Source organism: Streptomyces sp. NPDC057939, assembly GCF_042887545.1.
Lineage (GTDB): Bacteria > Actinomycetota > Actinomycetes > Streptomycetales > Streptomycetaceae > Streptomyces.
The window spans coordinates 80,443-106,478 of record NZ_JBHVPG010000028.1; the positions used below are offsets into that span (position 1 = coordinate 80,443).

The window sequence follows — 26,036 nt, forward strand, 5'->3', positions numbered from 1 at the left end:
ATAAAGACAACACGCCACGGCATCCCCGTCAGGACGGACACCCTCCCATGGACATGAGCGCAGCGAACCGGAAGGGACTCAGTCTCTTCGCGCTGATCATGATCGGCATCGGCTCGATCTTCGGATCGGGATGGCTCTTCGGTGCCGGTACGGCCGCGCAGGTCGCGGGTCCCGCAGCGCTCGTCGCCTGGGTCATCGGGGCCGTCTTCATCGGCATGATCGCCATGTCCTACGCGGAGGTGGGCGCCGCCTACCCGATCCCCGGCGGCATGGCCCGGTACGGGGCCATCTCGCACGGCCCCGTCCTCGGATTCATCACGGGTTGGGCGGTGTGGATCGCGGTCGCCTCCCTGATCCCCATCGAGTCGATCGCGGCGACCCAGTACATGTCGTCCTGGAGCTTCGGCTGGGCGCGGGACCTGGTGGACACCGGGTCCCACCGACTGACCGGCTTCGGCATGGCCGTGGCGCTGGTGCTCACCGTGGTGCTGTGGCTGTCCTGCTACTGGTCGGTCCAGCTGCTGGCGAAGATCAACGCGGCGCTGACCCTGGTCAAGTTCGCGATCCCGGTGCTCGCCGTCGCCGCGCTGATCGCCTCCGGCTTCCACACCGAGAACTTCTCCGCCCACGGCGGCTTCGCGCCGAACGGCTGGACCGCCGTCCTGACCGCCGTCACCACCTCGGGCGTCGTCTTCGCCTTCAACGGCTTCCAGGCGGTCGTGAACCTCGGCGGGGCCGCCAAGAACCCCGGCCGGGCCATCCCGATCGCCCTGGTCGGCGCGCTGTCCCTGGGCCTGGTCATCTACCTCGCCCTCCAGGCGGCCTTCCTGGGCGCCGTACCGCCGGAGCACCTGGCGCAGGCCGGCGGTTGGTCCGGCGTCAACTTCAACTCGCCGTTCGCCGACCTCGCCAAGCTGCTGATGATCCACTGGGTGGTGGTGATGCTCCAGTTCGGCGCCTTCATCTCCCCCGCCGGCTCCAACATCGCCAACGTGGCCTCGGCCGCCTACATGGTGCAGAACCTCTCCGAGACCGGCTTCTTCCCGAAGCGGCTCAAGGAGACGCACCCCGTGTACGGCACCGCCCGCCCGGCGATGTGGCTGAACCTCGGGTTCTCCGTCCTGCTGCTGGTGACCGTCGGCCACAGCTGGAAGACCCTGGCGCCGGTCATCTCGGCCGCGATGGTCATCTCGTACCTGATCGGCCCCGTCGCGGTCGGCGTCTTCCGCCGCACCAAGCCCGGCCTGCCCCGCCCCTTCCGGCTGCCCGCCGCGAAGGTCCTCTGCCCGCTCACCTTCGTCTTCGCCGCCTGCGCCCTCTACTGGTCCAAGTGGCCGAACACCGGCATCGTCACCGCGCTGACCCTGCTGGCCGCCCCGATCGCCGCCCTCGTCCTGTCCCGCAAGGGCGAGCGGAACCTCTCCCGTCAGTTCGCCCCGGCCTGGTGGATCGTCTTCTTCCTCGGGGCCCTGTCCCTGCTGTCCTGGCTCGGCTCCACCGACTTCGGCGGCCGGGGCACCATCCCCGGCGGGCTGGACATCGCCCTCGTGGCGGCCATGGCCCTCGTCACGTACTTCTGGGCCGTGAACGCCGGCGTCAAGGCCCACCGCGCGGGCCTGCCGGGCCCGGATCCGGTGCTGGACGGCTCCGTCGCCCCGTCGCCGGAACCGGAACGCGAGCCGGTGCACGCCTGACCGCCACGTCCGGCAGCCGAAGCGTTCACCTCCACGCGTTAGGCTCGTCTGCCGGACAAAATCCGCAGATCCGCCCCTTTGATCACCACACCGCTCCGATCACCACACCGCTCCACCTCCTGCCCCCTCCCACCCCACGAGCAGACAAGGGAGTCCGCCAGTGGCCATCTCCGTCTTCGACCTCTTCTCCATCGGTATCGGCCCGTCCTCCTCCCACACGGTCGGCCCGATGCGCGCGGCGCGCATGTTCGTCACGCGGCTGAAGAAGGACGGCGTCCTCGCCCAGACCGCCTCCGTGCGCGCGGAGCTCTTCGGGTCCCTCGGCGCCACCGGCCACGGCCACGGCACGCCCAAGGCGGTGCTGCTCGGCCTGGAGGGACATTCCCCCCGCACGGTGAACGTGGAGACCGCCGACGCCGAGGTCGAGCGCATCCGACAGAGCGGCCGGCTGCGGCTGCTGGGGGCGGAGATAGGCGATGGCCACGAGATCGCCTTCGACGAGCCGAACCAGCTGATCCTGCACCGCCGCCGCTCGCTCCCGTACCACGCGAACGGCATGACGCTCTTCGCCTACGACGAGGCCGGCACCCCCCTCCTGGAGAAGACGTACTACTCGGTCGGCGGCGGCTTCGTCGTCGACGAGGACGCGGTCGGCGAGGACCGGATCAAGCTCGACGACACCGAGCTGAAGTACCCGTTCCGCTCGGGCGACGAGATGCTGCGCCTCGCCAACGAGACGGGCCTGTCGATCTCCTCCCTGATGATGGAGAACGAGAAGGCCTGGCGCACCGAGGAGGAGATCCGCGAGGGCCTCCTGGAGATCTGGCGGGTCATGCAGGCCTGCGTCGCGCGCGGCATGTCCCGCGAGGGCATCCTCCCGGGCGGCCTGCGCGTCAAGCGCCGGGCCGCCTCCACGGCGCGCCAGCTGCGCACCGAGGGCGACCCGATGATGCACCGCAGCGAGTGGACGACCATCTACGCGATGGCGGTCAACGAGGAGAACGCCGCCGGCGGGCGCGTGGTGACCGCCCCCACCAACGGCGCGGCCGGGGTGCTGCCCGCGGTCCTGCACTACTACACGAACTTCGTGCCGGGCGCGGACGAGGACGGCGTGGTGCGCTTCCTGCTGGCGGCGGGCGCGATCGGCATGCTGTTCAAGGAGAACGCCTCGATCTCCGGCGCCGAGGTCGGTTGCCAGGGCGAGGTCGGCTCGGCCTGCTCGATGGCGGCCGGCGCCCTCGCCGAGGTCCTGGGCGGCACCCCGGAGCAGGTCGAGAACGCCGCCGAGATCGGCATGGAGCACAACCTGGGCCTGACCTGCGACCCGGTCGGCGGCCTGGTGCAGATCCCGTGCATCGAGCGCAACGGCATGGCCGCCGTGAAGGCCGTGACCGCCGCGAAGATGGCCATGCGCGGCGACGGCAGCCACAAGGTCTCCCTCGACAAGGTCATCAAGACCATGAAGGAGACCGGCGCGGACATGAAGGTCAAGTACAAGGAGACCGCCCGCGGCGGCCTCGCGGTCAACGTCATCGAGTGCTGACCGGCTCCGCCCGGGGCTGACCGGGCAGCGGTGGCGAAGGGGCCCGGCGCAGGCGCGCCGGGCCCCTTCGCGTCGACGGCCCCCGCGCCTGCGGCTCCACACCAGTACTCATCCGGACATTCCCGGTATGCGAACTTGCCACCGATTCGACGTTTGGATCGAGTTGATCACGCTTGAGGGGGAACAACCCGGTCCGGGCTGGTTCTTGATGATCACCGTGCGCCAGGGTGGTCCCACGACGTCACGTCACACCCGGCGGTCGGCCAACCGCCTTGCAACCATGCCGTTTTGCGTACTGGAGGACTTCACCATGGCAAGCATCCGCAGCATCCGCGTGATGGCGGCGCTCGCATCGCTCCCCCTCGCCGCCGTCTGCTTCACGGGCGTGGCACAGGCCGACAACGGGGCCGGCGCCGCGGGCACCGCCTCGAACGCCGCCCTCGCCGAGATCCTCGGCAGCGGGGTCGGCGGCAGCAACACCGGCAACTCCTCCACCGCACAGCAGGTCGCCTCCGGCTTCGGCGCCTCGAACCAGAACAACGGCGCGCAGGCGAACGGCTCCGGCTTCACCGCCATCGGGCAGTCCAACGCGCACGACTCGCTGGTCTGGAACCCGCTGCCGTAGCGTCCGCGCGGCCCACCGCCGCGCACCGGGAGCCCGCCCTCCTCCGGAGGGCGGGCTCCCGCGCGTACGGAACCGGGGGCGGGGCAGGGGCGTCGCAGGAGGCGGCTACGATCTCGCGTACCGGCGAGGGGGGAAGCGTGGAAACATCGCACTGGGCTTCAAGTCCACATGCCTCGGGGGCGTTTGAGGGCCACAATCCGATCGCTCTGATCGCCGTCGTGCTGGTCGGGCTGGTCGCCGCCGCCGGCCTCCTCGCCTACGCGCTGAACGCCCGCCCGCCCCGCCGCCGCATCGCCGCGGCCTGCACGGCCGGGGCCGTCGGCCTCTACGTGTGGGGCGCCCTGCCGCTGCTGTTCCTCGACGAGAGCGCCACCTTCGACGCCTGCCTGAAGGCGGTCGGGCAGGACCGGATGGCCCGCGTCGACGAGTACCGGGCGACCTTCGTGCCGCTGGGGCTGGAGTGCCACCTCCCCGACGATCCGCACCGCCACGACGCCGCCGTCCCCCCGTACGTCAACCCGGGCGCCGCCCTGCTCCTGCTCGGCGCCCTGGGCGCCGGTGTCTCCGCCCTGATCGGCGTCCGGCTGCCCGCCGTCCCCGAAGAGGGGTCCGGTGGCCCGTCCGGCCCGGGACCTTCGGCGTCCGGTCGGGCCGAGGGGGTCGGCTAGCGTGCCGGAAGGGCCCCGGAAGACCCCGTTCGAGAGGAAGGCTCACCCGTTGACCACCGCCGTCACCGAGCACCGCGTCCTGCCGCTGCGACTGGAGGCGGCTCCCGTGTCCGTCCCCCTCCAGGGGGTCTTCGTGTACCGCACGGACCGGCCGTACGAGCTCGCCGTGGACTTCCGCGGCGCGGGGGTCCACCTGGCGCGCTGGGTGTTCTCCCGGGAACTCCTGCTCGACGGGGAGGCCACCGCCACCGGCGAGGGCGACATACAGGTGTGGCCCCGCCGGCAGCGCTCGGAGCCGCGGGTCTTCCTCGCCTTCAGCAACGGGCTGCAGAACTGCGTGGTCTCCGCCCGCGCCAAGGACGTCCGCGAGCTGTGCCGCCGGATGAGCACCCTGGTCCCGCGCGGGCAGGAACGTCGTCACTACGACCTCGACGCCGAGGTCAGCGCCCTGCTGGCGCACTGACCGGCCGCCGGGTGGAGCCGGGGTCGCCGGCCGGCCCGGAGGTCCGGAAACGGGGCAGCGCAGCCGTGCAACCGTAGGAGCCCGGCGGGTGTCCTACCCGATGACACCCTTGTCCCCGTCTCTGAAGAATCGGGGGGACGTCATGCGTCACCTGCTTCGTCCTCGTCGTCGGCGGATCGTGGCCCTGGCCACGGGTGCGCTGCTCACCGCCGGGCTCGCGCTCGCCGGTCCGGCCACCGCCGCCTCCGCCGCCGCTTCCACCACCAAGACCCAGACCCCGCTCGTCGTGAACGCCCGCTGGGGCGGGCACTGCACCTTCGACCGGATCGTGATCGACATCCAGGGCCACGTCCCGACGGTCAACGTCAGTCCCGTTTCCAAGCTGGTCTACGACGGGTCGGGCAAGCCCGTGCCGCTGGCCGGGAAGTACTTCCTGGAGATCCGCCTGAACCCCGCCGCCGGACACGACGACGCGGGTCAGAACGTCTACCGGGGCCCCCGGCTGCAGAAGATCTACCTGCCCAAGCTCAAGGGCATCGCCATGACCGGCGACTACGAGGGGTACGTGACCTTCGGCGCCGCCTTCGACACCAAGCCGGCCTACGGCGTCACCGTCCTGCACAACCCGGAGCGGGTCGTGGTGGACGTATCGCACCCCAACACCTGCTGACCCGACGGGACGGCGAACGGTCGGGGGCCCGGGGTGTGTCACACACCCCGGGCCCCCTGCCGTTCCCGACGGCGCACGCCCCCGACGGCGGCTCGGCGGTACCCGGGGGCGGGGAGGTCCGAGCGGCTGCCCCCGCCCCGCTCCCCACACCGACCCCACCCGTCACCGACCGCCATCGGACCGCAGCCGCACGGGTCACCACCGCCGGCGGGGCCGGGTTGTTACCGGTCGGCGCGGCCGACTACTGTCAGCGGGCCTTGGTGTTCGGGAAACCGGTGGGAAACCGGTGCGGCCCTCGCCACTGTGATCGGGAAGTCCGGCTCCATTCCTGCGGGAAGCCACTGGGTTCCGCGCGGGAGACCGCACGGCCCCGGGAAGGCGGAGTCAGGGCATCAGTACCCGTGAGCCAGGAGACCGGCCGGGGCGCGTCGTCCATCCACGAGGTGCTGGAGAGGTCTCTCTACTCATGCATATAGCCGAGGGGTTCCTGCCCCCTTTGCACGCGGTCGCCTGGGGCGCCGCATCCGCTCCCTTCGTCGTCCACGGCGTCCGCGCCCTCACCCGCGAGGTGAAGGCCAACCCCGAGAGCACCCTGCTGCTCGGGGCGTCCGGAGCATTCACATTCGTCCTTTCCGCCCTGAAGATCCCTTCGGTGACGGGTAGTTGCTCGCACCCCACCGGCACCGGTCTGGGAGCCATCCTCTTCAGGCCGCCGATCATGGCGGTCCTCGGCACGATCACCCTGCTGTTCCAGGCCCTGCTGCTGGCGCACGGCGGTCTCACCACGCTCGGCGCCAACGTCTTCTCGATGGCCATCGCCGGCCCCTGGGCGGGCTACGGGGTCTACCGGCTGCTGAAGAAGTTCGACGTGCCGCTGATGGTGACCGTCTTCTTCGGCGCCTTCTTCGCCGACCTCGTCACCTACTGCGTGACCTCCGTCCAGCTCGCCATGGCCTTCCCGGACCCGTCCGGCGGTTTCGTCGGCGCCCTGGAGAAGTTCGCGGGCATCTTCGCCCTCACCCAGATCCCGCTCGCGGTCAGCGAGGGCCTGCTGACGGTCCTCGTGGTGCGGCTGCTGATGCAGTCCAGCAAGTCCGACCTGGTGCGCCTGGGCGTCGCCCGGCTGACCGGTGGCAGCAAGACGAAGCAGGAGGCGGAGGTCCGATGACCAGGAACGCGAAGATCAACACTCTGCTGCTGCTCATGGTGGCGGCGCTGGCCGTGCTCCCGCTCGCGCTGGGACTCGGGGACGGCAAGGAGGAGCCGTTCGCGGGCGCCGACGCGCAGGCGGAGGCGGCCATCACCGAACTGAAGCCGGACTACGAGCCCTGGTTCTCCCCGCTGTACGAACCCCCCTCGGGCGAGATCGAGTCGGCCCTGTTCGCCCTCCAGGCGGCGCTCGGCGCGGGCGTGCTCGCGTACTACTTCGGCGTGCGCAAGGGGCGCCGCCAGGGTGCGGCGCTCGCGGCCGCCGGGAGCGGCGACGGGGCCGGCACCGAGGCAGGGACCGGCGACGGGGGCGGTACGGGCGCCGGAACCGGTTCGGCGGCCGCGGCCGGCGCGGAGCGCTAGCGCGGTGCTGCCGATCGACGTGGCGGCGCACAGCAGTCGCTGGCGCCGCCGCCATCCGCTGGAGAAGGCCCTGCTGGGGCTGGGGCTGACGGTCACCGCCGTGTGTCTGCCGCCCTGGCCCGGCGGGCCGCTGGTCGCCGCGGCGACCCTGGTGGTGCTGCTCGGCCCCGCCGGGGTCGCCGGGCGGCAGTTGTGGCGGGCCTTCCGGGTGCCGCTCGGCTTCTGCTGCACGGGTGCGCTGCCGCTGCTGGTGTCCCTGGGCGGGCCCGCCGGCTTCGTCTCCCTCGCCCCCGACGGGCCCCGGCACGCCGCCGAGCTGCTCCTGCGCACCTCGGCGGCCTCGCTCGGGGTGCTGCTGTTCGCCTTCACCACCCCGGTGTCGGACGTGCTGCCCCGGCTGGTGCGGGCCGGCGTACCGGCCCCCGTCGTGGACGTGGCCCTCGTCATGTACCGGATCGGGTTCCTGCTGCTCGACTCGATGGCCCAGGTCCGCCGCGCCCAGGCGGCCCGCCTCGGGCACACGAACCGGGCCGCGGTGTGGCGCTCGCTGGCCGGGCTCGCGGCGACCGCGTTCGTCCGGGCCTTCGACCGCGCCGGACGGCTCCAGGAGGGGCTGGCCGGGCGCGGCTACGACGGCGCGCTGCGGGTGCTCGTCCCCGAGGCGGCCCTGTCCCGGCGGTTCCTGGCGGCGTCCGCCGCCCTGCTGGCCTCCCTGGTCGGCCTGACCCTCGTCCTGAAGGAGCTGTATCCGTGACCCCGTTGGTGGAGCTGGTCGGCGCGGGCTACGCCTACGAGGACGGCCCCGCCGTCCTGTCCGGCGTGGACTTCGGCATCGCGCCGGGCCGCGCGCTGGTCCTGTTGGGCCGCAACGGCAGCGGCAAGACCACCCTGATGCGGCTGCTCAGCGGGGGCCTGCGGCCCGGCTCGGGCGCGCTGCGCCTCGACGGCGAGGTGGTGACGTACGACCGGACCGGCCTGACCCGGCTGCGCACGTCTGTGCAGCTCGTGGTCCAGGACCCCGACGACCAGCTGTTCGCGGCCTCCGTCGAGCAGGACGTGTCCTTCGGTCCGATGAACCTGGGGCTGGCCGCGCCGGAGGTCCGCGAGCGGGTCGACTCGGCGCTGGCCGCGCTCGACATCACCGCGCTGCGGGACCGCCCCACGCATCTGCTCTCCTATGGGCAGCGCAAGCGCGCCGCCATCGCGGGAGCGGTCGCGATGGCCCCGCGCGTGCTGATCCTGGACGAGCCGACGGCCGGCCTGGACCCGGACGGCCAGGAGCGGCTGCTGGACGTCCTGGCGGGTCTGCGGCGGGCGGGGACGACGGTGGTGATGGCCACCCACGACGTGGACCTCGCGGTCCGCTGGGCCGACGACGCGGCCGTACTCACCCCGACGGGCATCCGCACCGGTCCGGCGACGGCCCTGCTCTCGGACCCGGACCTGCTGGCCGCGGCGGGCCTTCGCCAGGCCTGGTCGCCGGCCGTGACGGCCTTCCTGCGCGCCCGGGGCCTGCTCGACGAGGACTCCCCCGGCCCGCGCGTCCCGGAGGCCCTGGCCGCCTGGCGCTAGACCCGGTCGGCCCGCGGGCCGACCGGGTCCGTCGACGGGGCCCGCGGGCGCGGACCGGGCAGCCCGCCGGTCGCGCGTACCTAGGATGGCGGCATGTCGCTCCCGCACGCCATCCTCACCGCCCTGCTCGAAAGGCCCTCGTCGGGCCTGGAGCTGACCCGGCGGTTCGACCGGTCGATCGGGTACTTCTGGTCCGCGACCCATCAGCAGATCTACCGGGAGCTGGGCCGGCTGGAGGAGGCCGGGCTGATCCGTGCGCTGCCCGGGGAGGTGCCGCTCCGGGGCCGGAAGAAGGAGTACGAGGTACTGCCCGCCGGCAGCGCGGAGCTGGCCCGGTGGGTCGGCGAGAGCCAGGACCCCAAACCGATGCGGGATCCGCTGCTGCTGCGCATCAGGGCGGCGGGCGTCGTGGGACCGCAGGGGCTGCTGCCCGAGCTGCGGCGCCACCTTGAGTTGCACCGGGGGCAGTTGGAGACCTACGAGGCCATCGAGGCGAAGGACTTCCCGCCGGGCCGCGACGCCGTCGAGGACCGGCTGCGCCGACTCGTGCTGCACGGGGGCATCGCCCTGGAGACGTTCTGGCTGCGCTGGTTGGAGGAGGCGCTGGCCGAGGTCGACGGCATGACCCCGCCGGAGGAACCGCGGGAGGGCGGGGACCGGGCCTGAAGCGCCCCCGTCGCGGGGGACGGGGGCGGGGCGCGGGCCGGGTCGGCCTGCGGGCCGGCTCGCCGCGCGTGGGCCTACTTGTTGAGGGAGGCCCAGAACTCGTCGAAGCTGAGCAGCTTGTCGCCGTTCGCGTCCTTGGAGGCGATGACGGCGTCGGCGACCGCGCCGGTGACGAACGCGTCGCCCATGGCCTTCATGGCCGCGCTGTACTCGTCGGCCGTGACGAAGCCGTCGCCGTCCGCGTCGAACCTGCCGAACGTCGCCCGTGCGCTCTCGATGTCCGCCACTGGGTCCACCCCTTCTCGGTGCTTGTTGACCGGCTCAGGGTAGCGGCCGCCGGGCCCGCCCCGTCCCTCGGGTCCCGTTCGGTCGGCAGAAACAAATTCAATTACCCTTCCGTAACGCGGAAGTGATAATTCCGGCCAACAAATCCGGCCCCCACTTGTCACGCTCCGGGATCACGGCATAACGTACAGACATTGCCGCCACACCGGGAGCGCAGGGCTCCCAGGGACAAGCGGCAACAAGGGCGATCACACAGGTGACGATCACAGCTGACGCATCATTCGAAGTTCTGCCCTTCACCCGCACCTGCCGCCATATCTGGGAAGACGGCGACCATGTGCTCATCGGAGTGAGTCCTGGCAACAGCTACTTCAGTGCCGAGCGCGTGTCCAGTCTTGCCCGATGGGCCACGACCCGCTTCGCGCAGGTCGACTTCGTCTACGCGGACCTCCACGTCGACCGGATGTTCGCCGCCTTCGGCTACACCCCGGAGCATGCGGAGAAGCGTGCGGCGAAAGAAATAAAGGCGGTTCGGAGAAGGATCCTCAAAGGCGTTGAGGAATCAGGACCTCAACAGGCCGAGATTCGAGTGAGGGCACTTTCGGAGTTCCAGTCGAACCCCGTCTACCAACTTCTGCACCGCCGCGTTCTCCATTTCCTGGAGACCGATGACACGTTCCGCAAGGGTTGCGAGGAAATGGCCCTCCATTTCGTCGGATCCAAGTTGCCGGAGGGTGAATCCATCACGGACGCGCAGTTGCAGGTCTGTTTCGATTACATGGCGGCGGAGCTGCCCTTCTTCGTGGACACCCCGAGCATTCTCGACGTGCCGTCCTCCGTGGCGGCGTACCACGTCAAGATGCCGATGACGGACCTCCTCTTCGCCCGGGGCGGGGGTCTGCGCGCCACCCGCAACCAGGCCTACGCCGTCGTGCGCCCCGAGGCCGTCGACGCCACGGACGACGGGCCGGCGGACGCCGCGCCCACGACCACCACCGCACCGCGGGGCACGGCACCTCAGAGCACCGTGAACCACGCGACCACCGAGAGGACCGTCGATGAGCGTCGAGCAGCTTGAGGGCCGGGACGGCCGGGAGCGGCAGCGGCCGCTCCTCGACTTCCCGCTCTCGCGGCGCGGTGACGTACTGCCCGAGGAGTGCTCCTGGCTCCGCGAGAAGGCGCCGGTCGCAGCGGTCCGCACCCTGACCGGGGATCCGGCCTGGCTGGTGAGCAGCTACGCGCTGGCCAAGCAGGTGCTGGAGGACGAGCGCTTCAGCCTCAAGGACACCGCGAACGCCGGGGTGCCCCGGCAGTACGCCCTGACGATCCCGCCCGAGGTCGTCAACAACATGGGCAACATCAACAGCGCGGGCCTGCGCAACGCGGTCATGAAGGCGCTCAACCCGCGCCAGAAGGGCCTTCAGGAGCACCTGCGCGCCCGGGCCGGCGAGCTCATCGACCTGATCGTCGCCGAGGGCGGCCCGGCGGACCTCCGGGCGGGGTTCGCCGACCCCTTCTCGGCGGCCCTGCACTGCCAGGTGCTGGGGGTTCCGTTCGAGGACTGGCGCCGCCTGATGTCGGGCCTGGACGTCGCGTTCATGACCGCCCGCGAGCCGTTCGCCGACTCCGCGCTCAACTGGTACAAGGACGTCGGCTACTTCGCCGGACAGTTGCAGGCGCAGCTCGCGCTGCCGGCCGAGGAGCGTACGGGGCTCCTCGGACGGTTCGCGGACCTGAAGGAGGCCGATCCCGAGTCGGCGCACCTGACGGACGACATGTTCGCGACGGTCGCCGTGTCCCTGTTCGGCGCGGGCGCGGTGTCCACGTCGGCGTTCCTGGTCCTCGCGGTGCTCGCGCTGCTCCAGAGGCCGGAGCTGATCGGGTACCTGCGCGAGCACCCGGAGCGGATGGGCAGGGCGGTCGACGAGCTGCTGCGCTGGAACCTGTCCGTCGGTGACGGGCTGCCGCGCATCGCGCTGGAGGACGTCCGGGTCGGCGACGTCCTGGTGCGGGAGGGCGAGCTGGTCCTGGTCCTGCTGGAGGGCGCCAACTTCGACCCGGAGGCCTTCGAGAACCCGGACGAACTGGACCTGGAGCGGGAGAGCCCCAACGCCCACCTCGCCTTCGGCGCCGGGCGGCACTTCTGCCCGGCCTCGGCGCTGGGCCGGGCGCACGCCGAGATCGCGCTGGAGGTGCTGGTCGAGCGGCTGCCGCAGCTGCGGCTCGCGGTCCCGGCGGAGAACCTCGTCTGGCGGACGGGGTTCATCAAGCGGCTGCCCGAGCGGCTGCCCGTGGCCTGGTGACCGCGGGCCGGGCGTGAGCCGAGGGGCGTCCGGCGGGGCGCCCCTCGTTGATCCGGTGTCCCGGGAGCTGTGCGAGCTCCCGGGGCGCCGTCATGCCCGGCCGCGCTCCGCGGCGGCAGCGCCCCGGTCCGGCGTACGGTCCCGGTCGTGGGCCGGCCGGGCCCGCGGTCCGGTCGCCGGTTGGCGGTCCGGTCGCCGGTTAGCGGAAGATCCCGGTGTGGCCGAGCGAGTAGCGCCCGGGCTGCGGGTAGACGGCGAGTCCGTGCGGGCCGTCGCCGACCGGGATGCGGGCCAGCTGCTTGCCGGTCGCGGTGTCGATCGCGTAGACCTCGGAGTTGTAGCGGCCGGACAGCCACAGCACCTTGCCGTCGGCGGAGACCCCGCCCATGTCCGGGCTGCCGCCGTCCGGCAGCTCCCACTTCTTGGTGAGCCGGTTCTGCTTGAAGTCGAAGACGGAGATGCTGCCCTCGCCCCGGTTGGGGATGTACATCTCCTTGGAGTCACGACTGATGTACAGGCCGTGGCATCCCTTTCCGGTGGGCAGCAGTTTGGGGGTGTCGAACTTGTCGCCGCTGAGCACCCACACGCCGTGCGCCATCATGTCCGCGACGTAGAAGGTCTTCCCGTCGGGCGACACCTTGACGTCCTGCGGCATCGCTCCCTCGAACGGCAGTTTCTGCTGGCCGATGACCTCCATCTTCTCGGTGTCGACCTTGAGGAGTTCGCCGGAGAACTCGCAGCTCACGATGAAGTAGCGGCCGTCGGCGGAGAAGTCCGCGTGATTGACGCCGAAACAGGTCACCGGGACGGTTTTCACGCGGTTCATGGTGTGCGGGTCGCGGAACACCAACTCGCGGTCCAGGGAGGCCATCACGATGGCGTACTTGCCGTTCGGCGTGAAGTAGAGGTTGTACGGGTCGTGCACCTCGACCTCCTTGCCGGACTCGCCCGTGGCCGGGTTGATCGGGGTGAGCGTGTGGCCGCGGTTGTTGTTGACCCACAGGGTCTTCATGTCCCAGGAGGGCACCACGTGCTGGGGCTGGACGCCGACCGGGATGGTGTCGATGACCTTGTAGGTGGCCGGGTCGATGACGGACACCGTGTTGGAGTTGGTGTTCGGCACGTAGACGCGCGGCGGGAAGTCCTTGACCACCGGGGAGAGGTTGTTGGGCCGATCGGCCGCGTACACGTCGTTGGGGTCCAGGACCGGCGGCATCCCCGGGAGCCCCGGGGGCGCGACCGGTACGACCTTGGCCGGGCGGGCCGGCCCGTTGGAGCCGAGTGCCGCGGGCTCGCCCTTCCCGCCGGTTCCTCCGCAGCCGGCCAGGGCGGCGAGGACCAGTCCGGCGAGGAGCGCGGTGGCCTTCCGTGGAAGGCGGTTCGTGGTCATGGGGTCAGCAGCTCCGTGGTGGTCACCGCGCGCAGCTCGCGGCGCGCGAGTTCTTCGAGGAGGGGCGGCATCGCGTCGACCGTGTCCGCGTAGCCGAAGTGCAGGCTCACCACCGATCCGCCTTGGATCGTCCCGGTGACGTTGCGGATGACGGCCGCGGCGCCGGGCGAGGTGAAGTCGAGGGAGTCCACGTCGTACGAGAGGACGTGCGGGTAGCCCGCCCGCTGGGCCAGCGTGCGCACGAGCGCGGTCGCGTACTGGGTCTGCGAGGGGCGGAACCAGGTCCCGATGGAACCGGTGAGGCGCTTGAGGCGCTGGGCGCAGCCGGTGATCTCCGCCAGGGCCTCCGCCTCGGACATGTCGTTGATCGCGAGGTGGCGCTGGGTGTGGTTGCCGAGCTCGTGGCCGCCGTCCAGGACGCGGCGGGCCATGTCGGGGTGGTCGTCGAGCCAACTGCCGATGGCCAGCACGGTGACCCGGGCTCCGGCCCGCTCGGCCTCGGCGAGCACGGAGCGGGCGATGGCGGGGTCCCCGTTGCCGTGGAAGGTGAGGGCGACCCGGCGCCGGTCTCGCGCGCCGTGCTCGATCTCGACGGGCTGCCCGGCGAACCGGCGGGGGGCCGGCGCGGGGGCGGCCGGGGCGGGTTCGGCCGTCGCGCCGCCGGTGGCCTTCGGCGGGGCGGCGGGGGCGGGCCCCCGGTCGGCGGTCGGCCCGGTCCCGCAGCCGGCGGTGAGTCCGGCCAGCGTGGCGAGGCCCGCGCGCAGGGCCGCCCGGCGGCCTGATGGTGAGAACACCTGCCCATTTAAGGGGTGGATGACCCGGAAGGTAATGATTGACCCAATTCGGGACCTTCGCGGGCCGGGTTTCCGAGCCCCGCCGTCCACTATGTGATCAACGATTCACGCAGAGCAGTCGATACTTATTCATGGATTACGAGGTGAGTGGCCCATCTCACCTAGGATTTAGATGGAAACTCTTAGGATATGCACACTTATGTCCAACTTAGGACTTTTGGTGTTCGGGCCCTCGTCTGCCATAGTCGCCATCACGGCTTCCCATTGACCCGAGCGAAGTCGCCCGCCGAGGATCACACCCCCTTCGATCCTCGGCACACCCATGAAACCCCCGCATCGCCCCACCACGGCGCCAGGGGGTTTCAGGCGTTCCGGGCCCGTTCGGAGCGCGGCCCCGGCGACAAGCGGTTGACCCGACCGCGGGCGGCGGATCCAATGACCGTCATGAGCGCGAACCATCCGCCCCGCCCCGCGTCCCCGACCGGCTCACCCGTCCGGCTGGGCGCCCTCGCCCCACTGACCCGGCCCGGCTGGGTCGCGGCGGGCCGTCACCTGCTCGCGGGGCTCGACCTGGCCGTCCGCGAGGTCAACGCCTCCGGGGGGATCCACGGCCGGCCGCTGGAGCTGCTGGTCCGGGACACCGCGGCCGATCCGGAGCGGGCCGCGGCGGCCGTGACGGAACTCGCCCTCCTGGGCGTGGCCGCCGTGGTGGGCGAGTACCACAGCGTCGTCGCCCGCGCCGCCGCCGCCCGGGCCGACGCCCTCGGCGTACCGTTCCTCTGCTCGTCGGCGGTCCTCGACGCGCTCACCGAGGAACCGACGGAGCGGGTGGCGCGGCTGGCACCCGCCCAGTCCCGCGGCTGGCGGATCTACGGGGACTTCCTCCTCGGCACGGGCCGGCGGCGGATCGCCGTGGCGACCCAGCCGAGCGTCTACTGGGCCACCGGCACCCGCGTACTGCGGGACCACCTCGCTCCGCACGGCGTCGTCGTCATCGAGCTCGACGCGAACGCGCCGTCCCCAGGGGCCCTGTGCGACGCGCTGGTCGACCACGGCGCGACGGCGCTCCTCCTGCTCGCCGGCCTTCCGGAGCCGGCGGCGTCGATCGTCAGGGCCGTACGGGGTGACCGGCGCCTGGCCGGAATGCTGATCGGCGCTCCGGCCGGACAGCCGGAGTTCGCCGAATGGGCCGCGCTGCTCGGCGAGGACGGAGCCGGCATCCCGTTCCTGCGCTACCTGCCCGAACACCTCGGCCCGCTCGGCGAACGGGTCGGGGCGGAGCTCCGCGAGCTGCTGGGCGAAGCCCCCTCCTTCGTCGCCTTCGAGGGCTGGGACACCGTCGCCGTCCTCGCGGAGGCGCTGCGCTCCCACGGCACGGACCGGGCGGCCGTCGCCGCGTCCTGGTCGCGCGTGGCCGTCGAGGGGACCCGCGGGCGGATCCGGTTCTCCCGCGTACCGGGCATCGGCGTGCGGCAGTGGGCCTGGGCGCCGATCCAGGTCGCCGATCGCGACCCGGCGGAACCCGACCGCTTCCGGACCCTCCACGCCGTCCGGGGCCGCCCGCAGGACGGCTCAGCGGTCGGCGACGCGCATCTCGAACCAGGTGATCTTGCCGCGCGGCAGTAGGTCGGCGCCCCAGCGGTCGGACAGCTTGTCGACGAGGAAGAGCCCCCGACCCGTGGTGTCCAACTCGTGCACCGGCATCAGGCAGGGCAACCCGCGCGAGGGGTCGCGCACCTCGACGCGGATCCAGCCGCGCCGACGGAGCATACGTAAACCGAAGGAACGGGCCCCGGTGTGGCGCACCGCGTTGCCGACGAGCTCCGAGACCAGCAGGACGGTGTGCTCGGCTATCTGGGGCGAGAGGCCCCAGAAGCGGATCACCACGCTCTGGGTGAGCCGTCGGGCCGTGCCGGCCGATTCGGGCATGGAGGGCAGGGTCACCTCCGCCTCGGCCGGATTCCCGTACAACTCCAGCGCTTTGAGGCCCTGTTCGTCCTCAAGCGCCGCCGTGAGCCGTACGGCCGAAGCGCTACTGATGCGCTGCCGCGGCTGCTCAACACCCTCCAGGCCCGCCATGCACCCATCATGGACGGCCGGTGTGCCCGTCCGGGCCGTTCCGCAGGAAAACACCCCCCGGAACCTTCGATTCCGGGAGGGTGCATCGGCATATGCGCAGGGCAATCAGGGGCCTGCGATACCCACTTGAACTGCGGTGACAACGTGTCGCGCGACGGTCACACCGAGTGGATCACCGTTTCTCCTTAAGGCTGCCTTAAGGCCTGGCTAATCCACCCCCATGGAGGAGGCCCGCCGCAGGAGCCTTCCGCTCACACGAACTTGGCCTTGCCCGGACCCTCCTCGACGAAGCTGCGCATGCCGCGCTCGCGGTCCTCGGTGGCGAACAGGCCCGCGAACCAGTTGCGTTCGATGGTCAGGCCGGTGTCGATGTCGGCCTCCAGGCCCGCGTCCACGCACTCCTTCGCGGCGCGCAGCGCGAGCGCCGGGCCCTGCGCCAGCTTGGCCGCCCACGCGTGTGCCTGCTCGTACACCTCGGCGGCGGGCACGATCCGGTCCACCAGGCCGAGGGCGAGGGCCTCTTCGGCCTTCACCATCCGGCCGGTGAAGATCAGGTCCTTGGCCTTGGACGGGCCGATCAGCCGGGACAGCCGCTGGGTGCCGCCCGCGCCCGGGATCAGGCCGAGCAGGATCTCCGGCTGGCCGAGCTTGGCGTTGTCGGCGGCGATCCGGTAGTCGGCGCACAGCGCGAGTTCGCAGCCGCCGCCGAGCGCGTAACCGGTGACGGCCGCGACGACGGGCTTGGGGATCCGGGCGACCGCGGTGAAGGCCTCCTGGAGACCGCGGGACCGGGCGACCATGGCCGCGTGGTCCATGACCTGCATCTCCTTGATGTCCGCGCCGGCCGCGAACACCTTCTCCCCGCCGTAGAGGACGACCGCGCGCACGTCGGCGCGGTCGGTGGCCTCCACCGCGAGCTCGCGGAGCCGGTCCTGGGTGGCGATGTCCAGGGCGTTCATGGGCGGTCGGTCCAGCAGGATGGTGCCGACGCCTTCGGAGACTTCGAGAGAGATGGTCATACGGGTCAGGTTAGCGGCGGTTAACCACAAGTGGCCCGGTGCCGTGGGTCACAGCACCGGGCCACTTCGATCACTCGCGGGATCGTCCTACTTGATCCACTCCGCCCAGTCCATGTTCCAGCCGTTCAGGCCGTTGTCCGGGGCGATCTGCTTGTCCTTGGAGTTCTTCACGACGACCACGTCGCCGATCAGCGACTCGTTGAAGAACCAGGCGGCCGGGGTGCTGTCGTCACCGGCGCCGCGGACGTCGCGCAGGCCGACGCAGCCGTGGCTGACGTTCTCCGAGCCGAAGGTGCCCGAGGAGGCCCAGTAGTTGCCGTGGACGAAGGTGCCCGACTGCGACAGCCGCATCGCGTGCGGGACGTCGGAGATGTCGTACTCGCCGCCGAAGCCGACGGTGGCGCCGTTCATCCGGGTCACCTTGTACTTCTCGCTGATGACCATCTGCCCGTTGTAGGTGGTCGTCGCCGGGGCGCCCGCGGTGATCGGGATGTTCTTGAGCACCTGGCCGTCGCGGACGACCTCCATCTGCTTGGAGCTCGCGTCGACCGTGGTCACCTGGGAGCGGCCGACGGTGAAGGTGACCGTGCGGGTCTGCTTGCCGTAGACCCCCGGGCGGCCCTCGACCCCGTCGAGGGCGAGCTTCACGGTGACCTTCGTGCCGGCGGCCCAGTACTTCTCCGGGCGGAAGTCGAGCCGGTCGTTGCCGAACCAGTGGCCCTCGACGGGGACGGACGGCTCGGCGGTGACCGTGATGGCCTTCTCGACGGCCTCGGGGTTGGTGATCCCACGGGTGAAGTTGATCGACACCGGCATGCCCACGCCGACGGTCGAACCGTCCTCGGGCGTGTAGTGGCCGACGAACGTGTTGACGGGGGTCAGGGTGGAGAAGGTGGTGTCCTTGGCGGACTCGCGTCCCGCCTCGTCCTTCGCGACCGCGTGCACCTTGTACTCGGTGGCCGAGGCCAGGTGGCGGTTGGGCTCCCAGCTCGCGCCGTCCGCGGCGAGCTTGCCCTCGACCGCGTTGCCCTTGGTGTCGGCGACGGTCACCGTGGTGAGCTTGCCGCCCGTGCTCGTTATCTTCAGGACGCCGCTCGTGGCGACCTCCTTGGCCCCGTCGTCCGGCTTGACGTTGACCACGGCCTTGGACGCCTCGGTGCCGGTCTTGCCGCCGCCCCCGGATCCGCCGCCCTTCCCGTCGCCGCCCCCGCTGTTGCCCCCGCCGCTGCACGCGCTGGTCAACAGCAGGGCCGCTCCCAGCAGGAGGGCCGGCAGGCCGGTGCGGACGCGGCCGCGTATCGGCTGCAGGTTCACTCGTGTACTCCCCATGTCCCCCGCGCGCGGGCAGTCGCGCGCATGTCGACAGGTAATCACAGGGGAACAACACGAAAAGGCACGGTCTTGTCACCGTTCCGTCCCAAGTGCCCGGGTGGCGCGGGCCCCCTGACGTCAGTCCTCGGTGCCGGGTTTGACGCCCCACACGTAGACGACGTCGCCCTCCCGCAGCAGGTCCCACAGCCGCTTCGCGTCCGGCACCGAGAGGTTCACGCAGCCCGCCGAGCCGCCGTGTTCGAAGAGCGGGCCGGGACGGCCGTGCAGGGCCTGGCCCTTGTCGAAGAACTGGGCGTACGGCATGGGGGCGTTGTCGTAAAGGGTCGACCTGTGGTCCTTGCTGCGCCAGTAGACCTCGTGGAGGCCGGGGCGGGTCTCCTCGTCGTCGCGGCCGGTGCGGACGGGCACGGGCGGGAACACGATCCGGCGGCCGCTCTGCACCCACAGCAGCTGGCGCGCCAGGTCGACGCACGTCACCCGGTGGCTCCGGACGGGGCACTCCCCGGCGGCGTTCGGGTTCGCGCGGGCGGCGACGGCGACGGCGGTGCGGTGGGTGACCAGGCCCGCGTAACCGTCGGCGGGGGTGATCCCGTGCTCGCGCTGGAAGGCGCGGACGGCGAGGCAGTCGGCCTGCGACTGCGTCCCGTCGACCGGCAGGCGCAGCTGGGCCTCCAGCTCCCGCTGGTAGGGGCCGGTGCCGGCCGTGCAGGCCCGCTCGGGCGTCGGGTCCGGTTCGGCCGCGGCGGCGGGGGCGGGGGCGGCGAGCGCGAGCGCCGCCCACAGGAGCGCGGTTCCGGCTGCCGTGACCGCCGCCTGACGTGTAGCCATCCGGGCCTCCTCCGGCCCGCCGGCCGGGCCACCACGCTCCACCCAACCCGCGCCGGCGGCGGTGCGCCCGCGCGGGTGCGCCGCCGGAGTGAGGGGATCACTCCGGCGGCGCACCGGGCGGGGTCGTAGGGGTCGTCCTACTCGGGTCCGCCCCGGCCGCCGTCCTTGCCGGGCTTGCCGCCCTTGCCCGGCTTGCCCTTGCCGTGGTCGTCGCGCTCGTTGCGGACCGTGACCACGAGCCGTGAGCCCGGGGTCGTGGCGTCCAGCTTCAGCGGGCCGGTGACCCGGTCGCGGGGCAGCACGTAGCCCTCGGGGACGTCCGTCTCCACCAGGTAGTACCAGCCCTCGGAAAGCCGGTCGAAGTCACAGACCCCGTTGCGGTCGGTGGCGCAGCCCGGCCCGGTCTTCCGGTCGGGGTTGATGCCGCGGGTCTGCAGGCCCCTGGTGTTGTTGGTCTCCTTCCACACCTCGAACACCGCTCCGCGCAGCGGCCGCTTCGTCTTCGCGTCCTTCTTCAGGACCCGGATCGAGCCGCTGTGCCGCTCCTTCTTGCTGTTGGTCACGTTGAGGACGATGCCCTCCGCGACGTCGTCCTCGTCCAGGTCGAAGGCCGTCACCGGGTCGCGGGAGGTCTCGTAGCCGGGCGGTACGGCGGTCTCCCGCCAGTAGTACGTCTCGCCGATGGGCAGCTCGACCGTGCAGGTGCCCTCCGCGTCGGTGACGCAGACCGTGTCGAGCCGCTCGTCCGGGTCCTGGCCGCCGGTCTGCAGCCCGGGCCGGTCGTTGGTCTCGCGCCACAGCTCGAAGCGGGCGCCCGGCAGGGCGGCTCCGGTGTCCTTGTCGGACTTCCAGAGGACGACCTTCGCGTTGTCCGGCGTGGTGCTGCGCTCGTTGTCGACCTGGTACTGGACGCCGCCCGAGGCGTTCTCCCGGGTCAGCGTCAGCGGGAAGACGTTGTCGACGGGCAGGACGTACCCGGCCGGGGCCGCGGTCTCGCGCCAGTAGTAGGTGCCGAGTTCGGCGCCCTCGCGAGCGCAGACGCCGCCCGCCGGCGTGACGCATTCGGTGATCCGGGTGTCGGCTCCCGGACCGGCGATCTGCAGACCCGGGACGTTGTTGGTCTCGCGCCACAGCTCGAACACGGCGCCGGCCAGCGGCTCGCCCTCCTCGTCCCGCTTGAGGACGGAGACGGAGCCGGTCACCGGGACCGTGGTGCGGGTGTTGACGGCCCGCGCGCGGGCCGTGCGCCCGTTGGCGGCGTCCTCCGGCGTCAGGGTCAGCGGGAAGACGGGGTTCGCGGGGAGGTCGTAGCCGGCCGGAGCGGCCGTCTCCCGCCAGTAGTACGTCCCCGGCATCAGGTTCGCCCTGGAGCACTGACCGTCCGCGGGGGTGGTGCAGTCGGACACCTTCGTGTCCGGGGTGTCGCCGTCCGGCTGGAGACCGGTCCGGTCGTTGGTCTCGTGCCACAGCTCGAAGCGGGCGCCCGCGAGTCCGTTGCCCGCCTCGTCCACCTTGGTGACGGCGACCTCACCGGTCACCGGGGGCGTCGTCCCGCAGTCGGGGAGGTCGCCGGTGAAGGGGTAGGCGTGGAACTCCTGGCCGCCGCCCCCGACCGTGGCGCTGCCGTGGGTGACGGAGCCCGTGGTGAAGAAGCGGCCGTTGATGCCGGGCAGGGTGACGGTGGTCTCGGAGGCCCGGTTGCCGATCAGGAAGCTGCCCTGGAACTGGCCGCTGCCGGTCAGGTTCACCGTCGTGGCGTCCGGGAAGTTCCACAGCAGCCGCTCGCGGTAGGTGTTCAGGTCCGGGGAACCCGAATCGACGAGGGTCCCGCTGTAGGTGTTGATGGTGGTCGTGCCGGTGCCGAGGACGTTGACCAGGATGGTCGCCCCGGCCGGGATCTGCGTGAAACGGATGCCCTGGGCGCCGCCCGTGCCGCTGACCAGGTCGGCCTGCACGTTGAAGACCTGGAGCGGGGACCGGTTGTCACCGGTGAACAGCGTCTCGAAGCCGCTGTTGACGGCGGTGCCCGTCGGCGGGCGCGGACTGCCGTCGACCTTGGCGTAGCACTGGGAGGCAGCGGCGAGGCGCTCGCGCAGGCCCGCGTACGGGGCGACGGCGGCCGGGTCGCGGGTCGTGGTGCCGGTGACGGCGCCGGCTCCGGTGAGGGCGCCCGCGTACCGGACGACGCCCCGGTCGGCGATCAGGGTCTCCCCCGCTGCGACGGCGACGTCGGCGCCGGTGGTGAGGAAGTCGGCGCCGTCGGGCGGCGGGACGAGCGAGCCGGCCCCGACGATGCCGACGTTGTAGCGGCTGTCCCCGCCGGCCTGCTTGTCCTGGTCGAAACCGCCGAGGACGACGAGCCGGCCCTCGGCCTCCGAGGCGGACCCGCGGACGCGGAACTCGCCGCCGGCGAAGATGTTGACGGCGTTGTCGCGGCCCTTGATGGTGCCGTCGCTGCCGATCTGCGGGAACGGGCTCGGGCAGCTCCCCGGTACGCAGGGGCCGAGCCCGCCGGGCAGGGGGGCGCGCAGCGCGCCGGCCGCCGGCGGGAGTGCGCCGGGACCCGCGGCGAGTGCCGTGGGAGCGACGGTGGCCAGTGCGGCCCCGATCGCCAACCCGAGGGTCCAGTTCCTTGCTGACATGACGCTCCGTCCGTCTCCGCGCTGTGGGCCCTGTCAGGCTGCGGGCGGGCTTCGGCGCGGCGGACGGACGACACCGGCGACTACGGCATTCCGGTCCGACAATCACTCGGTTGCTGCGTCCGGACGGGTGGCCGGCCCGCGGCCGGTGACCGCGGGTCGGGGGCCGGTGGCCGGGGCCGTCAGGTGAGGGAGGATCCGGCGACCCAGTCGGCCCAGGACATGTTCCAGCCGCCCAGGCCGTTGCTCGGGGACACCGTCTTGTCCTGGGAGTTCACGACCTCCACCACGTCCCCGACCAGCGTGCGGTCGAAGAACCAGCCGGCCGGGGTGTCGGAGCCCCCGCCCTTGTCGTCGCGCAGGCCCACGCAGCCGTGGCTGACGTTGGTTGAGCCGAAGGTGTCCGGGCTGGCCCAGTAGTTCCCGTGGAGGAAGGTGCCGGAGTTGGTGAGCCGCATGGCGTGCGGGACGTCCGGGATGTCGTACTCGCCCTTGCCGTCCTCACTGGTGAAGCCGACGGTGGCGCCGTTCATGCGGGTGACGTCGAACATCTCCATCACCACCATCTTCCCGTTGTAGGTGGTGTTCTCGGGGGCCCCCGCGGTGATCGGGATCGTGGAGAGCAGCTGCCCGTCCCGGCGGACCTGCATGGTGTGCGCCTCGGCGTCCACCACGGTGGTCTGGGAGCGGCCGACCGTGAAGCGGACCGTCTTCTCCTGGATGCCGTAGGAGCCGGGGGCGCCCTCGACGTCGCGCAGGTCCATCCTGACGGTCACCTCGGTGCCGGGCTTCCAGTACTCCTTGGGCCGGAAGTCGAGGCGTTCGTTGCCGAACCAGTGGCCGGCGACCTCGACGGGCGGGTTCGAGGTGACGGTGATGGCCCGTTCCACGTCCGTGCGTTCCTTGATGGCCCGGCTGAACTTGAACGAGACGATCATGCCGGTGCCGACGGTGGAACGGTTCTCGGGCTTGAAGTAGCCGATGAAACGTTCCTCGGGGACGTAGGTGGTGAAGGTGGTGTGGCGGGCCTGGCGGCGGTTGTGGCCGTCGAGGGCGACCGCGTCCACGGTGTACTTGGCGGCGAGCGAGAGGCGTCCGGCCTTCGGGTCGGGGCTCCAGCTGAGGCCGTCGGCGGCGATGCTGCCGGGGACCTTCTCCTCCTGGGCGTCCTCGACCTTGGTGACCACGACCCGCTCCAGGCGCCCCTCGGGGACGGTCACCCTGAGCGGGCCCTCGGCCGGGACCCCCTTCGCGTTGTCGTCGGGGGTGATCCGGATGGCCTCGGCCGGCGGCTTGGGTCTGCCGGGCAACTGCACCTCCACCGGGGACTTGCCGTCCTCGGTGCATCCCGTCAGCCCACCCAGCAGGACCGCACATGCCGCCAGCGCGGCCCACCCCGCCCCTGCCCGCCTCGTCAAAAGAGTCACGAAGGGTCCAACGACCGGCCCCCTCCGGGGGAAACGTGAGGGCGGGGCACGTTCCGGGCAGAACAGTCAGGGCAGAACAGTGTGAAGGCACCAGACGGGGGCGGGCCCAGGCCGGGACGCCGGGGCCGTGATCCCCTGCCCCCATCGGTACCCAGGAGCCGTGGAGGCGGGCATTGTCTAGCGCAGCCGAACAAGAGGCGGTGGATGCCGCCGAGGGCACCGCGAACGCGGTGAACACGCGGGAGCTGGTGCACACGAGGGTGTTGCGGGCGTCAGCGCGCCCGGGGCCGCCCGTGTGGCCCGGGTCCTCGCACCCCCTCGGGGCCCGCCACCACGCCGGCCCCGGCGGGGTCGCCGGTACCAACTTCGCCCTGTGGGCGCAGGGCGCGGAGGCGGTGGAGGTCTGTCTGTTCGACGAGGCCGGCACCGAGACCCGCTGCTCCCTGACCGAGCTCACGCACGAGATCTGGCACGGGTTCCTGCCCGGCGTGCGGCCCGGACAGCGGTACGGGTTCCGGGTGCACGGCCGCTGGGACCCGTGGACGGGAGCCCGCCACAATCCGGCCAAGCTGCTCCTGGACCCCTACGCGCGGGCCGTCGACGGGGACTTCACGCTCCCGCCGGAGGTGTACGGGCACGTCCGGGACTGGCCGCAGCAGTACATCGCGGACACCGTGCGCGACGACCGGGACTCGGCTCCGTTCGTCCCGAAGGGGGTGGTCGTCCACGATGACGACGACTGGGCGGACGACGTCCGGCCGAAGACCCCCTGGGCCGACTCGGTGATCTACGAGCTGCACGTGCGCGGCTTCACGATGCGCCATCCGGGTGTTCCCGAGGAACTGCGCGGCACCTACGCCGGCCTCGCCCATCCGGCGGCGATCGAACACCTCTCGAAGCTCGGCGTGACGGCGGTCGAGCTGCTGCCCGTGCACCAGTTCGCCCACGAGGACCACCTGCTGCGCCGGGGGCTGCGCAACTACTGGGGCTACAACTCGGTCGGCTACTTCGCCCCGCACGCCGGCTACTCGTCCAGCGGGACGACCGGTCAGCAGGTCGGCGAGTTCAAGCGGATGGTGCGCGCCCTGCACGCGGCGGGGATCGAGGTCATCCTCGACGTGGTCTACAACCACACGGCGGAGGCCGGCGAGCTGGGCCCGACCCTGTCGCTGCGCGGGATCGACAACCGGGGCTACTACCGGCTCCAGTCCGACCAGCGCCGGTACTCCGACTACACGGGCTGCGGGAACACCCTGCACGCCGGGCGTCCGCACGTGCTGCGCCTGATCACGGACTCGCTGCGCTATTGGGTCACCGAAATGGGGGTGGACGGCTTCCGCTTCGACCTGGCGGCGGCGCTGGCCCGGTCCATGCACGACGTGGACATGCTGTCGCCGTTCCTCGCGGTGATCGCACAGGACCCGGTGCTGCGCCGGGTGAAGCTGATCGCGGAGCCGTGGGACGTGGGCTCGGGCGGCTACCAGGTGGGGGCGTTCCCCCCGCTGTGGACGGAGTGGAACGACCGCTACCGCGATGCCGTCCGGGACTTCTGGCGGGGCGCGCTGCCCGACGTCCGCGACCTCGGGTACCGGCTGTCGGGCTCCAGCGACCTGTACGCGTGGGGCGGGCGGCGGCCGTACGCCTCGGTGAACTTCGTGACGGCGCACGACGGCTTCACCCTGCGGGACCTGGTGACCTACGAGCGCAAGCACAACGAGGCGAACGGGGAGGAGGGGCGCGACGGCACCAACGACAACCGGTCGTGGAACTGCGGGGCGGAGGGCGAGAGCGACGACGAGCGGATCGGGTCGCTGCGCCGGCGCCAGCTGCGCAACCTGCTCACCACGCTGCTGCTGTCGACCGGGGTGCCGATGCTGGTCGCGGGCGATGAGTTCGGTCGGACCCAGGGCGGCAACAACAACGCCTACTGCCAGGACAACGAGACGGGCTGGGTGGACTGGTCGCTGCTGGAGGACCCCTCCTGGAACGAGCTGTTCGCCCTGACCCGGCGGCTGATCTCGCTGCGCCAGGCCCATCCGGTGCTGCGGCGCAGGGCCTTCTTCTCCGGCCGGGCGCAGGGCGCCGACGGGCTGCGCGACCTGGCCTGGTTCACCCCGCGGGGCGCGGAGATGACGGAGCGGGACTGGTACGCGCCGGCCGCCGCGGTGGGGCTGTACCTGTCGGGGCGGGACATCCCGGGCCGCGACGAGCGGGGCCGCCAGGTGACGGACGACAGTTTCCTGGCCCTGCTGCACGCCGGTGACCGGCCGGTGGAGTGGCTGCTGCCGGGGGCGCCGTGGGCGGAGGTGTACGAGCTGGTGCTGGACACCTCGCGGGAGTCGCAGGCCGCGCCGCCCTCGACCCGGCACCGCGGCGGGGAGACCCTCACCGTGCCGGCCCGGTCGGTGATGCTGCTGCGCGTGCTGACGTGACGGGGGCCGGGCCGGGGCGGGGTGGGGGCACGACC

The 26,036-nt window shown here is 71.8% G+C and carries 24 protein-coding genes and 1 riboswitch; of the genes, 15 read left to right on the plus strand and 9 right to left on the minus strand.

The window, feature by feature from the left end; genetic code table 11:
* Window positions 1-47: 47 nt before the first annotated feature.
* From ACFVS6_RS26840 to ACFVS6_RS26890, 11 genes are all read left to right on the plus strand, one after another.
* Entirely contained in the window at window positions 48-1,694 is a 1,647-nt protein-coding gene (locus ACFVS6_RS26840; RefSeq protein WP_389707656.1) for an APC family permease, read from the plus strand.
* 160 nt (window positions 1,695-1,854) lie between these two features.
* The gene (locus tag ACFVS6_RS26845) at window positions 1,855-3,237 is read left to right on the plus strand and encodes an L-serine ammonia-lyase (protein WP_389707658.1); all 1,383 of its coding nucleotides are present in this window, start codon (window positions 1,855-1,857) and stop codon (window positions 3,235-3,237) included.
* 310 nt (window positions 3,238-3,547) lie between these two features.
* Entirely contained in the window at window positions 3,548-3,862 is a 315-nt protein-coding gene (locus ACFVS6_RS26850; protein ID WP_389707660.1) for a hypothetical protein, read from the plus strand.
* A gap of 218 nt (window positions 3,863-4,080) precedes the next feature.
* Window positions 4,081-4,530, plus strand: a complete 450-nt coding sequence (locus ACFVS6_RS26855; RefSeq protein WP_389707662.1) for a hypothetical protein — start codon at window positions 4,081-4,083, stop codon at window positions 4,528-4,530.
* A gap of 49 nt (window positions 4,531-4,579) precedes the next feature.
* Window positions 4,580-4,993 carry an SsgA family sporulation/cell division regulator gene (locus ACFVS6_RS26860; RefSeq protein WP_389707664.1) on the plus strand — a complete coding sequence of 138 codons (414 nt, stop codon included), beginning with the start codon at window positions 4,580-4,582 and terminating at the stop codon, window positions 4,991-4,993.
* Window positions 4,994-5,135: 142 nt separating this feature from the next.
* Window positions 5,136-5,663, plus strand: a complete 528-nt coding sequence (locus ACFVS6_RS26865) for a hypothetical protein (protein ID WP_389707666.1) — start codon at window positions 5,136-5,138, stop codon at window positions 5,661-5,663.
* A 241-nt stretch (window positions 5,664-5,904) separates the two neighbouring features.
* Window positions 5,905-6,101, plus strand: a riboswitch (cobalamin riboswitch).
* A gap of 28 nt (window positions 6,102-6,129) precedes the next feature.
* The gene (locus tag ACFVS6_RS26870; RefSeq protein ID WP_389707668.1) at window positions 6,130-6,831 is read left to right on the plus strand and encodes an energy-coupling factor ABC transporter permease; all 702 of its coding nucleotides are present in this window, start codon (window positions 6,130-6,132) and stop codon (window positions 6,829-6,831) included.
* Entirely contained in the window at window positions 6,828-7,235 is a 408-nt protein-coding gene (locus ACFVS6_RS26875; protein ID WP_389707670.1) for an energy-coupling factor ABC transporter substrate-binding protein, read from the plus strand. Before ACFVS6_RS26870 ends, ACFVS6_RS26875 begins: the two co-directional genes overlap by 4 nt.
* 4 nt (window positions 7,236-7,239) lie before the next feature.
* Window positions 7,240-7,989: a cobalt ECF transporter T component CbiQ gene (cbiQ, locus tag ACFVS6_RS26880; protein WP_389707672.1), complete on the plus strand. Its 750-nt coding sequence runs from the start codon at window positions 7,240-7,242 to the stop codon at window positions 7,987-7,989.
* Window positions 7,986-8,807, plus strand: a complete 822-nt coding sequence (locus tag ACFVS6_RS26885; protein WP_389707674.1) for an energy-coupling factor ABC transporter ATP-binding protein — start codon at window positions 7,986-7,988, stop codon at window positions 8,805-8,807. The genes cbiQ and ACFVS6_RS26885 overlap by 4 nt, the downstream gene beginning before the upstream one ends.
* Window positions 8,808-8,900: 93 nt before the next feature.
* Window positions 8,901-9,473: a PadR family transcriptional regulator gene (locus ACFVS6_RS26890; RefSeq protein ID WP_389707676.1), complete on the plus strand. Its 573-nt coding sequence runs from the start codon at window positions 8,901-8,903 to the stop codon at window positions 9,471-9,473.
* A gap of 74 nt (window positions 9,474-9,547) precedes the next feature.
* Here ACFVS6_RS26890 and ACFVS6_RS26895 read toward each other — a convergent pair whose 3' ends face one another.
* Entirely contained in the window at window positions 9,548-9,760 is a 213-nt protein-coding gene (locus tag ACFVS6_RS26895; RefSeq protein WP_281208070.1) for an EF-hand domain-containing protein, read from the minus strand.
* A gap of 254 nt (window positions 9,761-10,014) precedes the next feature.
* Here ACFVS6_RS26895 and ACFVS6_RS26900 point away from each other — a divergent pair, with 254 nt between their 5' ends.
* Together ACFVS6_RS26900 and ACFVS6_RS26905 are read left to right on the plus strand one after the other, a co-directional pair.
* A complete protein-coding gene (locus ACFVS6_RS26900; RefSeq protein ID WP_389707678.1) occupies window positions 10,015-10,836 on the plus strand; it encodes a tRNA-dependent cyclodipeptide synthase in 822 nt (273 codons plus the stop codon).
* The gene (locus tag ACFVS6_RS26905) at window positions 10,817-12,061 is read left to right on the plus strand and encodes a cytochrome P450 (protein ID WP_389707680.1); all 1,245 of its coding nucleotides are present in this window, start codon (window positions 10,817-10,819) and stop codon (window positions 12,059-12,061) included. The genes ACFVS6_RS26900 and ACFVS6_RS26905 overlap by 20 nt, the downstream gene beginning before the upstream one ends.
* A gap of 199 nt (window positions 12,062-12,260) precedes the next feature.
* On the opposite strand, the gene ACFVS6_RS26910 is transcribed toward ACFVS6_RS26905, so the two are convergent.
* Entirely contained in the window at window positions 12,261-13,451 is a 1,191-nt protein-coding gene (locus ACFVS6_RS26910) for a YncE family protein (protein ID WP_389707682.1), read from the minus strand.
* Window positions 13,448-14,245, minus strand: a complete 798-nt coding sequence (locus ACFVS6_RS26915) for a polysaccharide deacetylase family protein (protein ID WP_389707684.1) — start codon at window positions 14,243-14,245, stop codon at window positions 13,448-13,450. Before ACFVS6_RS26915 ends, ACFVS6_RS26910 begins: the two co-directional genes overlap by 4 nt.
* Before the next feature lie 444 nt (window positions 14,246-14,689).
* On the opposite strand from ACFVS6_RS26915, the gene ACFVS6_RS26920 reads away from it, so the two are divergent.
* Window positions 14,690-15,871: an ABC transporter substrate-binding protein gene (locus tag ACFVS6_RS26920; protein WP_389707686.1), complete on the plus strand. Its 1,182-nt coding sequence runs from the start codon at window positions 14,690-14,692 to the stop codon at window positions 15,869-15,871.
* Here ACFVS6_RS26920 and ACFVS6_RS26925 read toward each other — a convergent pair.
* The 6 genes from ACFVS6_RS26925 to ACFVS6_RS26950 all read right to left on the minus strand — a co-directional run bounded on the left by ACFVS6_RS26925 (window position 15,818) and on the right by ACFVS6_RS26950 (window position 23,560).
* Window positions 15,818-16,429 (minus strand): ATP-binding protein, encoded by a 612-nt coding sequence (locus ACFVS6_RS26925; RefSeq protein WP_389707688.1) that lies wholly within the window; start codon window positions 16,427-16,429, stop codon window positions 15,818-15,820. The two genes, ACFVS6_RS26920 and ACFVS6_RS26925, sit on opposite strands and share 54 nt — an antisense overlap.
* A 146-nt stretch (window positions 16,430-16,575) precedes the next feature.
* Entirely contained in the window at window positions 16,576-17,343 is a 768-nt protein-coding gene (locus ACFVS6_RS26930; protein WP_319192626.1) for an enoyl-CoA hydratase-related protein, read from the minus strand.
* 87 nt (window positions 17,344-17,430) lie between these two features.
* Window positions 17,431-18,672 carry an Ig-like domain-containing protein gene (locus tag ACFVS6_RS26935; RefSeq protein ID WP_281208078.1) on the minus strand — a complete coding sequence of 414 codons (1,242 nt, stop codon included), beginning with the start codon at window positions 18,670-18,672 and terminating at the stop codon, window positions 17,431-17,433.
* 120 nt (window positions 18,673-18,792) lie between these two features.
* On the minus strand, window positions 18,793-19,503 hold the full coding sequence (locus ACFVS6_RS26940; RefSeq protein WP_389707691.1) for a L,D-transpeptidase family protein: 711 nt from the start codon (window positions 19,501-19,503) through the stop codon (window positions 18,793-18,795).
* Between the two features lie 137 nt (window positions 19,504-19,640).
* Window positions 19,641-22,145, minus strand: a complete 2,505-nt coding sequence (locus tag ACFVS6_RS26945; RefSeq protein WP_389707693.1) for a SpaA isopeptide-forming pilin-related protein — start codon at window positions 22,143-22,145, stop codon at window positions 19,641-19,643.
* Between the two features lie 179 nt (window positions 22,146-22,324).
* Window positions 22,325-23,560, minus strand: coding sequence for an Ig-like domain-containing protein (locus tag ACFVS6_RS26950; protein ID WP_389707717.1), 1,236 nt, complete (start codon window positions 23,558-23,560; stop codon window positions 22,325-22,327).
* A gap of 182 nt (window positions 23,561-23,742) precedes the next feature.
* On the opposite strand from ACFVS6_RS26950, the gene glgX reads away from it, so the two are divergent.
* Window positions 23,743-26,001, plus strand: coding sequence for a glycogen debranching protein GlgX (gene glgX / locus ACFVS6_RS26955; protein ID WP_389707695.1), 2,259 nt, complete (start codon window positions 23,743-23,745; stop codon window positions 25,999-26,001).
* Window positions 26,002-26,036 lie beyond the last annotated feature (35 nt).